Origin of the sequence: Vallitalea longa (genome assembly GCF_027923465.1) — a bacterium.
GTDB classification, from domain to species: domain Bacteria; phylum Bacillota; class Clostridia; order Lachnospirales; family Vallitaleaceae; genus Vallitalea; species Vallitalea longa.
The window spans coordinates 1-13,796 of record NZ_BRLB01000033.1 but is presented as its reverse complement, the minus strand read 5'-3'; the positions used below and the strand labels follow the sequence as shown (position 1 = coordinate 13,796).

The 13,796-nt window shown below is 30.5% G+C and carries 11 protein-coding genes; all 11 read right to left on the bottom strand.

What is annotated here, in order from left to right; genetic code table 11:
• Positions 1-95 precede the first annotated feature (95 nt).
• Positions 96-1,100, bottom strand: a complete 1,005-nt coding sequence (locus QMG30_RS24635; RefSeq protein WP_281819877.1) for a vWA domain-containing protein — start codon at positions 1,098-1,100, stop codon at positions 96-98.
• A gap of 33 nt (positions 1,101-1,133) precedes the next feature.
• A complete protein-coding gene (locus QMG30_RS24630) occupies positions 1,134-2,105 on the bottom strand; it encodes a VWA domain-containing protein (RefSeq protein WP_281819876.1) in 972 nt (323 codons plus the stop codon).
• Positions 2,102-2,893, bottom strand: a complete 792-nt coding sequence (locus QMG30_RS24625) for a hypothetical protein (RefSeq protein WP_281819875.1) — start codon at positions 2,891-2,893, stop codon at positions 2,102-2,104. The genes QMG30_RS24630 and QMG30_RS24625 overlap by 4 nt, the downstream gene beginning before the upstream one ends.
• Entirely contained in the window at positions 2,890-3,711 is an 822-nt protein-coding gene (locus QMG30_RS24620; RefSeq protein WP_281819874.1) for a DUF58 domain-containing protein, read from the bottom strand. Before QMG30_RS24620 ends, QMG30_RS24625 begins: the two co-directional genes overlap by 4 nt.
• A 16-nt stretch (positions 3,712-3,727) precedes the next feature.
• Positions 3,728-4,681: an AAA family ATPase gene (locus QMG30_RS24615; protein WP_281819872.1), complete on the bottom strand. Its 954-nt coding sequence runs from the start codon at positions 4,679-4,681 to the stop codon at positions 3,728-3,730.
• A gap of 291 nt (positions 4,682-4,972) precedes the next feature.
• A complete protein-coding gene (locus QMG30_RS24610) occupies positions 4,973-5,458 on the bottom strand; it encodes a hypothetical protein (protein ID WP_281819871.1) in 486 nt (161 codons plus the stop codon).
• A gap of 6 nt (positions 5,459-5,464) precedes the next feature.
• The gene (locus QMG30_RS24605) at positions 5,465-6,742 is read right to left on the bottom strand and encodes an AAA family ATPase (RefSeq protein WP_281819869.1); all 1,278 of its coding nucleotides are present in this window, start codon (positions 6,740-6,742) and stop codon (positions 5,465-5,467) included.
• Between the two features lie 121 nt (positions 6,743-6,863).
• Positions 6,864-7,577 (bottom strand): M48 family metallopeptidase, encoded by a 714-nt coding sequence (locus QMG30_RS24600; RefSeq protein WP_281819867.1) that lies wholly within the window; start codon positions 7,575-7,577, stop codon positions 6,864-6,866.
• Positions 7,578-7,591: 14 nt separating this feature from the next.
• Positions 7,592-10,714 carry a type I restriction endonuclease subunit R gene (locus QMG30_RS24595; protein WP_281819866.1) on the bottom strand — a complete coding sequence of 1,041 codons (3,123 nt, stop codon included), beginning with the start codon at positions 10,712-10,714 and terminating at the stop codon, positions 7,592-7,594.
• 44 nt (positions 10,715-10,758) lie between these two features.
• Positions 10,759-12,024, bottom strand: a complete 1,266-nt coding sequence (locus QMG30_RS24590) for a restriction endonuclease subunit S (RefSeq protein WP_281819865.1) — start codon at positions 12,022-12,024, stop codon at positions 10,759-10,761.
• An 18-nt stretch (positions 12,025-12,042) separates the two neighbouring features.
• Positions 12,043-13,560, bottom strand: a complete 1,518-nt coding sequence (locus tag QMG30_RS24585) for a type I restriction-modification system subunit M (protein WP_281819864.1) — start codon at positions 13,558-13,560, stop codon at positions 12,043-12,045.
• Positions 13,561-13,796 lie beyond the last annotated feature (236 nt).

Sequence of the window (13,796 nt, the reverse complement as noted above, 5' to 3'; positions counted from 1 at the left end):
TTTTGAGCACCTGTGAAGATGCTCTATTTGCCATGCAATTTTCAGTGTTCAAATTTGTTTAAATGTTTTTAAGTGTTCAAACAAAATAATTTATTTTAGTCTTGACTTTTAATAGTTAGTCTTTCTGGAATGAAATACGCTAATAAAAATATCAATATTCCAGCACCTAGAAAGTATTGATATAGTTGCTTATATCTCTTGACTTTCTGAGTCTCTATTACATCCCTTTTCAGATAACGAATAGCATTAGTAAGAGAACTGATTTCCTCCCCTGTTAAAGTTGATTGATAATATGAACCTTTTCCTTCTTGAGCAAGTTCTTCAAGTACCTCTGAGTGTAATTTGGACATTACATGCTGTCCATTCTGGTCCTTTTTATATCCAATTATATTATTGGATATCTCGTCATATATAGGAATTAATCCACCTTTATCCGTACCTATACCAATAGTAAATACTTTCAGATTATCATCTTTTATATTCTTTAATGTTTTTACACTATCATTATCATGTTCTTCTCCATCACTAAGAACTATTACCACTTTATCAGAACTAGATGTATTATCAAAGGATTTAGCAGCTAAATCTAATGCGTTACCAACATTACTGCCACCCCCACCTATCATGTCCGTATCTATAACATTAAGAAACATTTTAGCTAAATCATAATCATCTGTAAGTGGCATTTGTACATACGCTGATGAAGAGAAAGGAATAAAACCTATTCTATCTCCTTCCAGATTATCAACTATATCTTCAATTATTTTTCTAGCCCTATCAATTCTGTTAGGCTTAATATCTTCAACTAACATACTCTTAGATGTATCAATCAGAACATATATATCAAGTCCGTTTCTATCTACATTGGTAAAACCTTTAAGCCTCTGAGGTCCCAAAAGTGAAAATACTATCAAACCAATTCCGATAGTCATTAACATAATCTTAATATATACATATCTAACCTTAGTACTAAACTTTAATAATTGCATTATTTTTTTCTTTTTAAAATACCCTAGTATAAATATTGCAACACATGCTATCAAAACTATGATGAATATTGCATTAAAAGGATATTTGAATTCTATACCATTCAATTGCAATTAACCCTCCTTTTATATCATAGCAGCTATAGTTTACGGAATCTTAATATAATAATATCGGTCTAGGAATATTCCTAACAACAACAGAATAAGAGCAATCATAATCAAAGGGAAAGCGAGTTCCTTATAATTTATAAAATCATCTCTATCAAATTTTGTTTTTTCCAATTCATTTATAGTATTAAATATCTTAGACAAGGTTTCTGGATCTTTCGCTCTATAATATTGTCCTCCTGTAACATCCGAAATCTCTTGCAACAACTCTTCATTAAGCGAAGCTCCACCTCTTTGATATGTTGTTTGTCCAAAAAAATCTATTCCTTTATAAATCGCTTCATCCGTTCCAACACCGATAGTATATATCTTAATCCCTAATTCTTTTGCTAAATCAGCCGCAGTACTAGGATTAATTGTCCCAGCATTATTATCACCATCTGTTACTAATATCATAATCTTAGATGCTGAATCACTTTTCTTGAGTCTGTTAAGACCTACAGATATAGCCATACCTATTGCTGTACCATCATCATTAACAGATTCTGTAGTTATATCTTTCAACGACTGTTTCAAGATATTATGATCAAGTGTCAATGGAATTCTCGTATATGCAGTCCCGGCAAAAATGACCAAAGCCAATCTATCAGAAGGTCTTTCATTGACAAATTCATTAATCGTATCTTTCGCTACACTAAGTCTATCAGGTTTGAAATCCACAGACTCCATAGAACCAGATACATCAAGTACCATTGCAATGTCTATTCCTTTTTGTTTTATAACATCAGGCTGATTAGTCTCCTGAGGTCTTGCTAATGCAACAACTAAAATAACCAAACTCAAACATATGATATATTTCCCAATCTTATGCTTATAAGTTTTTTTCAAGCCAGAACTTCTCAGAAGCTTAACACTAGAAAACTTTAATGTACTTTTGTTTTTCTTAATTATAAAAATATAAATTATAAAAGGTATCAACAACAAGAAATACCAATTCGCTAATCGTATCATACTTCTACCTCTTTTGCTTGTTCAATTTTTTCAACTAATGCTATAAGTTTGTTAAGTAACTCTTGTTTTTGTTCTATCGTTACAACCACACCTGAGAATTTATAATAATCACTTATCTTAAGCCATGATTTAATATCAGTCAATAAATCTTTTAAGTTAGTTATTGGAGAAATCTCCAGCATGATTTCATCACAAGTTTTACCTCTTATGGAACATTGATATTTGGATTGTAAATAATTTTTCAAACTCAATGTCATCTTAACGAAACAATCATGATCCTCTAATGAAATACTATCTATATCATTCTTGAAACGTTGATATATACTAAGAGAGATTTTCTTTCTTTTTCTAATGAACTTAATTATGGTAATACTAACTGCAACTAAAAATATAATCAACAACAAATAAAATACATAGCTATAATCAAATGAAAACCCATGAGATTCTGTATTAAGCTCACCCTCATAAGGCTCATCTCTATCAATCTCATCAAGAGTTGACTTAATGTCAATTTCTATTTCCTTATTATCCAACTTAACAGTCTTTTTACCAGTTTCAAAGCTACGCAGTGTCAATATGTAACCTTCTTCAGTATCTTTAATATCAACTATTTCAAAATCTTTGAATTTATCTCTTAAATCATCTTCATCATATAATAATGTGTCAACTTTTATGTTGATCAAGTCGCCCACATATATATCCCTTTCTTCAGCTAATATAGATACAGATGAAATAAGTAATACCAAAGATATCATACAAAAGATAACTCTTATTCTTCTTTTTTTCATCTATTACCCCTTCTTCTAAAAAATTGTTTTAACGGTTTGTAATAATCCTCATCAGTATAGATATTAATGGTATTTCTTCTATACATTTTAATATTATTATCTAATCTATACTCTTTCTTTAGATTATCAAGTGCAATAACTTCTCCTGTTTCCAGATCTTCAAAAGTGAATATAGCTCCTTTTGGTATCACTTCTTCTGATCTGTCAATAACACGAACCATTACTAAATCATGTCTTTTTGCAGTTATATTCAAATCCTTTTTGTATCCTTCATCAAGGAAATCTGATATGACGAATACTACACTTCTTTTTTTCTCGACTTTATTAAAATACTGTAAAGCCTTTGAAAGATTAGTACCGTTCAACTTAGGTTTGAAATCGAGAATATTTTCTATAATTGACAGAACATGCTTCCTACCGTTCTTGGATGGAATCCATTTTTCCACCTCTTCAGTAAATAACATAATACCTACTTTATCATTATTTTTGCAAGCCGATAATGCCAATGTAGCACCAATCTGAGCTATTAATTCTTTTTTGTTACCGAAATCACTGGATTTTGACATGTCAATAATCAAAAACATATTGAGTTCTCGTTCTTCACAAAACTGTTTTACAAATGCTTTATTATGGCGTGCAGTAACATTCCAATCAATATTCCTTACATCATCACCATGATAGTACTGTCTGATATCATCAAATTCCATCCCTTTTCCTTTGAAACCTGAACGATATTCTCCTGAAAATATTTCTTCAACTATTTTATTTGATTTTATCTCTATTTCTCTTATTTTCTTAATCAATTCTTTTGATACCATTATTTGAAGCTCCTATCTATGGTAGATTAACTTGTTCTAAAATTGCTGTAATAATATCTTCAGAAGTAACATTATCAGCTTCTGCTTCATATGAAAGTAGTATTCTATGTCTTAACACATCAAAAGCCATGGATTTTATATCATCTGGTACTACATAGTCACGTCCTTCTAGAAATGCTCTTCCTTTTGCTGATTTTATTAAGTTGATACTCGCACGTGGGGAAGCTCCGCAAGCTATATAACGTGATTTTTCTCTTGATTTCAAAACAATATCAAGCACATAATTCTTCACATTCTCATCTATGTAGATATTATTTATATTCTGTCTCAATTCAAGAATATCTCTACACGATAGAATTTTCCTTAGATTCGGTTGGTAGTAACCTTCCATAGAAAAGCGATCAATAATTTGACTTTCTTCACTCCTGTTAGGATACTTGATCTTCAGTTTCATCATGAATCTATCCTGTTGAGCTTCTGGTAATGGATAAGTACCTTGTTCTTCAAGAGGATTCTGTGTTGCTATTACTAAAAAAGGTCTTTCCAACTTATAGGTTGTATCTCCTATTGTTACTTGTTTTTCCTGCATCGCTTCAAGTAAAGCTGATTGAACTTTTGCAGGTGCACGATTTATTTCATCCGCAAGAATTAGATTACTGAAAATAGGTCCTTTCTTGATTACGAATTCACCATTCTTCTGGTTATATATTTCAGTACCAAGAATATCTGCTGGTAATAAGTCCGGAGTGAATTGTATTCTCTTATAATCAACTCCACTGACCTTAGCTATAGTACTTGCAGCTAATGATTTAGCTAGCCCTGGAACTCCTTCTAATAAAATATGTCCGCCAGTCATAAGTCCAATAAGTATTCTATCAATCATATAGTCCTGACCAACAATCACTTTGTTTACTTCTTCTCTTAATAGGTATATTATCTGCTCTTTATCAGATAAACTTGTTATTTCCATGTGTTAATCCTCCTTGTATACAAATATGATATTTTAGCAATATCAATATCTCTTATTTTAGCTATTTAATTTGAATTAAATATGAATAAATTGTTAATTATTATGAAAATGATGAATTTTTTTGTTTGGGGTGGGGATATGGGTATTTTTTTACGTAAAAAAGCTCCTATTATTTATAGGAGACTTTGCTTGACAATAAACTTTTCTAACAATTTATAAAATAAAACATAAAAGTTGAACTTCATATTAATAATATATATATTTGAATTTTATGTATTAAAAATAATTATATTATCTTTTTCTTCTTTTACTTATAGTCATTTGTTGCTCATATGAACTTAAATGTGAATCTAGACTCCATATTCTTATCCGTCCTATAGCAGGTACTGAGTCTTTATACTTATTATAAGCAGCAATAATAGATAAATCTCCTAATCCTGTTTTGTTCATAGCCATATCCGGAAATTTTTCAGCTAAATATAATAAATCCTCATTTTCAATTTCTTTTTCATAGTATGTCCAAGGAGCTCTATTATTTGCCATATCCTTTAACATTTCACCCATTCTTTTTCCTTTAGTTCTCCTAATACTTCCATTACTTATATGTGCAATGTGATTACCAGTTTCAATTATAGTAGCTAAAGGTAAAATAAGCGTATCAATTTCACTTTCTTTTAGTCTATTAAATTCCTCTAATACTCTATCTCTATCAGAATTCATATTAGGAATATCTAAGATATTTACTAGTATAGAGGTGTCAATAAAATGTACATTCATATTTAACTATTCCTCCATCCAAGTATAACAATTTTTTCTTTTATTTTTATTATTTATAATAGCTTTATTAACTTCATCTTTTTCTAATAATTCTCCTAGCTTTCCTTTTGCCATTAATGTAGGATATTTTTCAATATCTATTAAAGAAATAAATTTGCTACTACCTGATGAAACATTTCTATAACACACAACTACACCTTGTAAATTTTCTTTATCAACAGCATTTAGTAAAGCTGTATTGTGAGTTGTGATTAATGTATCAATATTTCTTTCTTTTGATACACTTGATATTATATCAATAAGCTTTGAAGCTCTACTAGGATGAATACCATTATTAACTTCTTCTATAATAATCATAGACCGTTCTTTCCCTTGAAGAAGTGCAGCAACTATTGATAATGCTCTTAATGTACCATAACTTAATTTTTCTGATTCAATATCATACTTTTTTATCCCTACTTTTTCTTTTACCTTAAACATAACATCACCAATAGACGTTTTATCGAAAGAAATATCTTCAAACTCATTTTCTGGCAGAACTCTTATTATTTCTAATATTTTTTCTTTCTTTTTCATCTCTCTACATAAATAATGAAGTACAGAAGGTAGGTTAGAACCATCTGGTTTCATCTCCACATCATTAATTCTAGAATATACTTCCATGCTTGTAGGTTCAGGGTTAAAAAATAGTATGTTCCTCAATCTGCTAACTACATGATTAATTTCACCAATAATTTTCTTATCATATTCGCTATTTATTGGTATTTTAGTCGCCAATTGACTAAGTATACAATTTCCACCCACACATTCAATTACTGGATTAGGTCCATTTTCGCCATTACTATATTCTGCTTTTATCATTCCAGAATAATTAGTTAATTTCTTAGTACAGAAAATATTTTCAACTATAACTTTTTCGCCATTATATATTATTCTATCTAATCTTTCTTCTTTTATATGAATTTTTTCATTCACTTTAATTGTAACCTTATATTTCAAATCCGTACTATCATCATATCCAATAACACAACCTAAAGTAAAATGATTCGAATTAAATCTAGGACAAGCATCACTGCCCCCTCTAATCCAACCTTTAGAATTTTTGGTACCATCTAAAATATCTGAAATATCTCTTCCAGTTACTAGTTCAGACAATATTTTAATACCCTCTATTGCATTTGTTTTTCCACTTGCATTAGCTCCTACCATTATAGTTAGTTGTTCAATATCTAATGTTGTATTAACAAAGCTTTTAAAATTCTCAAAACTAAAACTCCTAATCAATTTATCACCCTCTTAACTTAAATTCTCAACTTCTAATAGTAATTATAAACCCATATCCAATATTTAACATAATTTTATTATATATTAACTAGTCCTTAATTACTATACTATTTCAAATAATTTATAAATCCATTCTTACTCCAAATTTCTTCAACCAAGCTTTCCTGTTTTTATAATCAGGTAAAATGGATTCAAGCATATTCCAAAAATCTATAGAATGATTAGGGTACATCATATGACACATCTCATGAACAACTATATAATCCAATACGTCAGAAGGTGCCATAACACAACGCCAGTTGAATAACAACTCATTCTTAGAAGTACAACTAGCCCATCTCTTTTTTTGTTCCTTAACTTTAATATTAGAAGGTTGTATATTAAACATACATTTATAATACTCTACGCATTCTGTGACTTTTATTAATGTTTTGTTTCTATACCAGCTCTCCATAAGCTTCTCAAGTACGGCTTCACTCTTAGTATTAGAAATAATATATATCTTACCTTGATATAACTTAACTTCATTACTCTTAGTATTTTCATCAACTATTAGCTCTAGAGAATAATTTCTCCCTAAATACATAAAACTTTCACCAGAAACATACTCTCTGTTAATCTTCCTATACTCTATGTCTCTAAATTCATATAGTCTCTGTACTATCCAAGATGCTTTTTTATGAACTTTTTTCTTAATTACTTCTTCCTGTGTACCTAATGGAGCAACTACATTCACAGTATTTGGGGCTTCAACGCTTATCTCTAAAGTCTTTCTATCTCTATACTCAACACTAAACTCAATAACCTTTGTTCCATATTTTATTTCTAGTCTCATATTTTCCCTCTAATCTATGAAAAATGTTTTTTAGCCAATTGTAACAATGGTTGTATCAGTCTATTTCTTGCTCCAATATTGATCTGAGTAAAATATTGTGTTGTAAGTTGTAAATAAATCGCTGTCTTTATATCATCTGTTTTACTAGGATTAGTAGTCCAGTCAATAACATAATTCTTCTTAACTATATCTGCAACATCTTTCGCAATATTCTTGGATAAAACAACAATATCATCTGACACATACTCAGCTTCTGTTTCCTTAGCAACACTTACTTCCTCAGTATAATCATCATTCAATTGTTTTTTAACCGTTTCAAAAAATGCATATTCCTCTTTGGACAATCCAAGTAACTCTGCCTCTTTTGTCACTCCATTCTTTATGTCGTTCTCTATGAACTCTTTCAATCTCTTCTTTCTAGCTACCCAATCATTGATGGTTTCATCGAGAATATGTTGTAACTTATCTAATAATGAAGTGTAATATACTGGATTATCGTCCATCCTAACATTAATAACATGTTTAGCAGCGTGCTCCATGCTAGATGCTACTGCTTCATTTGATTTCTGTGACTTTATCTTATCTTCAAAATCAGAATCAAATAAAGTTATAGGTTCAATCCACTGTCTAACTCCATTGGACTTAAGGTGCTCAGATATGATTTCTCTTACTTTACTACCACAGCCTGCAATGTCTAATTTATTCTCAGGCTGGAATCTTGCTTTTGCAGCAGCTCTTATATAAGATAACCATTTCAAATCATTAATATTTTCAGTTGGTACATGAGAAGGTAAAATCTGTTCCATAGTACTGGCAAATCTCTTATAAGCAAGTTCAAATTCTGCCCTCTTATCTTCTGGCTTAATCCTATTGACTAAACCATCCAGATTATCCCTATCTATACCTTGAAACATCTTCATAACTGCTTCTCTATAAGTAAGCATCAGTTTATTAATAGAATCAATAGATTCCATAGGCTCTCCAAGCTCTTCTTTATCAAATACCGACAATGCCTCTTCTAAATAATTAGAAATACCATAATAATCTACAACATAACCACATTTCTTATTTTCATCATAAGTTCTGTTAACCCTTGCTATAGCTTGTAATAAAGTGTGTTCTTTTAACGGTCTGTCCAAGTACATTACCTGTTCTATAGGTGCATCAAAACCAGTTAATAACATATCTTTGACGATGATAAAACATAATCTATCATCTTCTATAGGACGCTTGAACCTTTCTATAAATTTCTCCTGTTCAGCCTTAGTAGTCATGTGTTCTTTTAGATGTTGTTCATCATTAGCACTGCAAGAATATATGATTCTAACTTCAAGGTCTTCCCCCATTATTTCTTTCATATGTTCAGTCAGTGCATTATAATATTTAACACACGCTTCTCTTGATATACAGACAATCTGAGCTTTGAAACCACTAGGATATATCTGTTCTCTATAGTGTTCTAACATATCTTTTGCTATATCATCAATTCTGTTATCAGCTTCAATAATTGCAATCTTATTAGCATATTTCTGCTTAATAGCTTCTTTCTCTTCTTCATTTCTATTATCAAACGATTCATTAAATAACTCTTCCAATGTATCAGCCTTAAGTTGTAATTCTGGTTTTCTGCCTTCATATACGATTTTTACTGTTGCCCCGTCTGCAACAGCATCTTTAATGCCGTATTTATCAATGTATGAACCAAATGTCCTCTTAGTTGATTTATCCTTCTTATCTATTGGTGTACCTGTAAAGCCAAGAAATGCTGCATTAGGTAAAGCATCTCTCATATTTTTAGCCATGCCTTTATATTGACTACGGTGTGCTTCGTCAGTAAGTACTATAACGTTTGTTTTAGTTGTGAGTACTGGAAACTGTTTATCATATTGTAAATTGTTCGCCTGCTTATTATCCTTTAGGACTTCTTTTTGTTCCTTTTCAGTCTGGAACTTGAATATTGTAGTCATAATAATCTGTGGCAAGGCATACTCTAAGAGCTCTTTCAATCTAGCCACACTATCCGCTCTTACAGGTGTTGTAATGCTAGATAAAGTTCTCATAAAAGTCTGGTATATCTGCTTATCAAGGTCTATCCTATCAGTTACCACTAGAATAGTAGAGTCTTCTAGCTCCTTAATCCTTCTTAATTTTCTAGCTAAAAATACCATAGTTAAGCTTTTACCTGAACCTTGAGTGTGCCATATGACACCACCTCTGTTAATAGAACTTTTACCATTTTTAAGTCTTGCTAAAGCTTTATTGACTGCTCGAAACTGTTGATATCTACATACTTTCTTAACTCCACCTTCAAAGAGAAGGAAGTTTCTCATTATATCAAACAAGTTGTTTTTTTCTAGGACTCCTTGCAAAAAAATGTTCTGTCCGTTATCTTCTACCCCTTGCATATCCTTTTTCATAAAAGGATATGGATCTTTCCATTCTTGATAATATTGATATGATGAACTTATAGTTCCTAGATAGCCATGATATTTATTGAGAATTCCAGTAATAAAATTAGTGTAGAACAATCTCTCTGCACCCTCAATAATATCTCCTTCTCTTAGGTTCATATATCTACGTAGTTGTTTGTAAGCTTCATCTTTTCCCATGTTTTCATTATTGTTTTTTTCTAAGAATGGAGATTTACATTCTATAACTACTACTGGTATACCGTTAATGAATATTGTTATGTCGGGGATAATATTCTCTTGGGGACCATGAACTTTGAATTGTCTTGTTACTAAAAATTCATTGTTATCTATATTGTCCCAATCTATATATTTTACTGTATGTAATTTCTTCTGCCCACTGTTATCTAAATCTTGGTCAAGTGAGTAAAATAAGTTAACAATGGTATCATATATTTTTTCGTTGATTTCATATAAGTTAATACCTAAGTTTTCTGGTCTGGTTAGGTATCTGATTGCTTTAGTTATGTTGCTATCATTCATCCATGGATTGATTCGTTTTAGTGCTTTTTCTAATCTATTGGTTAAAATAACTTCTGTCATGGAATCACGTTCACCGTTTTCGGGTGTTAGTTGTTGTCCTTCTATAAAGTCGTAATTTAAGTTAGTTGTTAAGTAGTTTATTGCTGGTAGTTCTACTAATGTTTCTTCGTTTCCGAGAATAGACATTTATTCACCCCCAAATTGATTAAAATAGAATTTATATATTTAAGTTAGATCACTCGTTTTTTGCCTGTTAGGAGTTGTTGCATTAGACCTTGTTTTACTTGGGTTAATCTATTATGTTTTTTTTCATATTCTTCAATCTGATTGTCTACTTCTTTTAATATATTCACAATCTTTTTTTGTTCAGCCAATGGAGGAAGATTAATTAAAGTAATTCCAACTATACTTGTATTTATATTTGATTGTGTACCTGTTTGACCTTTTGATTTAAATATCCCTTCTTGTTTTTGTAAATAGTAAAATACATATTCCTTTATAGCTAAATCATTATTTAGATTATCAAAAACAACAAACCCATCATGAATACATGCTTTCATATCAATCAATATAGGTTTACCTACTGTTGCACATATACTCATAATTAAATCACCTTTATTGACTAATCTACTTTTAGCAATACCTTCTTCTGAAAGGTATTGTTGTGTTTTACGCAAATATTTTTTTGTCTTTGTAACATCAGAGATTCTTATCCATCCTACTTCTTTATTATTTGAAAACCATTTCTTATCTTTAATTGGTCTAGGAGACGCACCTCTTTTTATATTAGCTAAATTACTTAACTTCTTCACTTTCCACTCAACAGGTATCTCTCCCACTTCCGTCTTTTTAAATTCTGTATGTCCAATCCCTTTAGTAAGAAGTTTTTGCATTAATCCTTTTTTAAGTTCTTTTGTTCTTTCTATTAATGCGTCTGTTTCTTCAATATGTTTGTCTACTTTTGATAGGATGGAGGCTATTTTTCGTTGTTCTAGTAGGGAAGGAAGTACAATTCTTAACTGTCTAATATTACTCATAGATAAAGCAGGTTGTGATGTTGTTGTTAAATACTTACTAATTTCTTTTTTTGCAAAATTAGAAGTTAAATAATGATAGATAAAATTAGTAAAATTATTGTTATTACTAGTTATTTTAGCCACATTAGGTGCTAGATGATATTTATTTGATTTAGAAACTATTGCTACTTCTCCAACTGTACCCACATATGAAAATACTATATCATCTTTATATAATTTAGATCTTTTTAATTTGTCTGATATAGTTTTTTTAATTCTCTTTGTATCATTCAAATCTAATTTTCCGTTTTTTAAATTCAATGCTCTTAAAGCAATAATTTCACCATCATCACTATAATCTATATATTGGGTAAATTCAAATCCAGCTAATTTAGTAACCGAACAAATATTATCTATTTTCACCACTTCCCAATCAACTGGTATTTCCCCTAACTCCGTCTTCTTATATCCTTCTTTCATTATGCCACCAACTTTCTACTAAATACTTTCATACCCTAATTCCACCAAATACTCATTCAACTTACTCTCTGTCTCCCTAGACTTCTCCTTAATCTCCTTAATTTCCTTAATAACAGCATCAATATCCACTTCTGGCTCTGGCTCAGTAGTATCTACATATCTACTTATATTCAAATTATAATCATTTTCTTTAATACTCTCTAAGCTTACAACATTAGCAAACTTCTCAACGTCTTCATACTCATCATAAGTCTTAGTAATCTTTTCTATATCTTCTTTTCTTAACTTATTCTTATTCCCATCTTTATCAAATCCTTGACTTGCATCTATAAATAAAACCTTACCTTTTCTCTCTACGGGTTTACTCTTATTAATTATTAATAATGCCGCAGGAATACCAGTACCATAAAATAGATTAGCTGGTAATCCGATTACAGCTTCAATCAAATCATCTTTCAATATACCTTTTCTAATTTTACCTTCTGCTCCACCTCTGAATAATACACCATGAGGTATTACAGTTCCCATCTTACCTTTTGAATTAAGACTGGCAATCATATGAGATACAAATGCTAAGTCTCCGTAAGATTTTGGTGGTACACCGTATAAAAATCTATTGTACAAGTCGGCTTTTGCTTCTTCTATTCCCCAATTTTTAAGTGAAAATGGGGGATTGGCAAGAACTTTGTCAAAAGTTTTTAATGTACCGCCTTCTATATTTAGAGGTGTTCTAATAGTATCACCTTTTTTAATATCTGCTCCTCTGGCATCATGGAATAACATATTCATCTTACAAATAGCCCATGTGGACAGGTTAATTTCTTGTCCTGCAAGAGATACGTTCTTAGAGTTTCCTCCATGTTTTTCTATGTAATATGTAGAATTTATAAGCATACCACCGCTACCGACAGTAGGATCGTATATTCTATCTCCTTCTTGTGGTTTAACTATATTAACTAATAGTTTAACAACTTCTTGTGGTGTATAGAATTCCCCACCTTTTTTACCACCTTCATCAGCAAATTGTTTTATAAGGTATTCGTATGCATTACCTAATATATCTTTATTTTCTAAGTAATCATTAGATAAATTAATTGTATCAAATAGTAATAAGAGCTGTGAAAGTTTTTTGTCAGGTACTCGTTCTTTATCGTTATAATTGGCTGTTGTTAGAACTCCAATAAGCTCTCTGTTTTTAGGTTCATCTTCTATAGATTTGAAAGCTTTGTCTAGTTCAGGACCAATATTAAGATTCAAGTTTTTAAGTTTGTCCCATCTTGCCCTTTCAGGAACAAAAAAAGCTTCATAGATAGATGGCTCTTCAAGTATCATGTCTACTTCTTTTTTATCCATTCCTTTAGCTAAGAAATCTTCTTCTTTAGTTTCTCTTTCAACTTGAAATTGGTCATTCATTCTTTTAAGAAATAACAGACCAAATATGTAATCTTTGTATTCTGCGGCGTTCAGTTCTCCTCTTAATATATCAGCAGCACTCCACAGTGTTGATTCTAATTTTTGTAAAGTTAATTTCTCCATTAGTGACACTCCTCTAGTGTATATGTGTGTTTATTACATTTATCGACTAAACTTAATTATAACATATTAGAGATTTAACATAAATATTGAAATAAAGAATTTTTATTACTATAAATTGCAATATTAAATGTCCGGTATTTTCAAATAAAATTTTATAGTGTAGATATATTGTATTTTTTTAATATCTAGTTTGGCGTAGCGTACCATTTACAATGAGAGAGGCATGTGATAGCCTA

Excerpts from the sequence above, each read along its gene's own strand:
- QMG30_RS24585 (WP_281819864.1), bottom strand. The coding sequence starts at position 13,560 with ATGGAGAAATTAACTTTACAAAAATTAGAATCAACACTGTGGAGTGCT.
- QMG30_RS24620 (WP_281819874.1), bottom strand. The coding sequence starts at position 3,711 with ATGGTATCAAAAGAATTGATTAAGAAAATAAGAGAAATAGAGATAAAA.
- QMG30_RS24615 (WP_281819872.1), bottom strand. The coding sequence starts at position 4,681 with ATGGAAATAACAAGTTTATCTGATAAAGAGCAGATAATATACCTATTA.
- QMG30_RS24630 (WP_281819876.1), bottom strand. The coding sequence starts at position 2,105 with ATGATACGATTAGCGAATTGGTATTTCTTGTTGTTGATACCTTTTATA.
- QMG30_RS24610 (WP_281819871.1), bottom strand. The coding sequence starts at position 5,458 with ATGAATGTACATTTTATTGACACCTCTATACTAGTAAATATCTTAGAT.
- QMG30_RS24590 (WP_281819865.1), bottom strand. The coding sequence starts at position 12,024 with ATGAAAGAAGGATATAAGAAGACGGAGTTAGGGGAAATACCAGTTGAT.
- QMG30_RS24625 (WP_281819875.1), bottom strand. The coding sequence starts at position 2,893 with ATGAAAAAAAGAAGAATAAGAGTTATCTTTTGTATGATATCTTTGGTA.
- QMG30_RS24600 (WP_281819867.1), bottom strand. The coding sequence starts at position 7,577 with ATGAGACTAGAAATAAAATATGGAACAAAGGTTATTGAGTTTAGTGTT.
- QMG30_RS24595 (WP_281819866.1), bottom strand. The coding sequence starts at position 10,714 with ATGTCTATTCTCGGAAACGAAGAAACATTAGTAGAACTACCAGCAATA.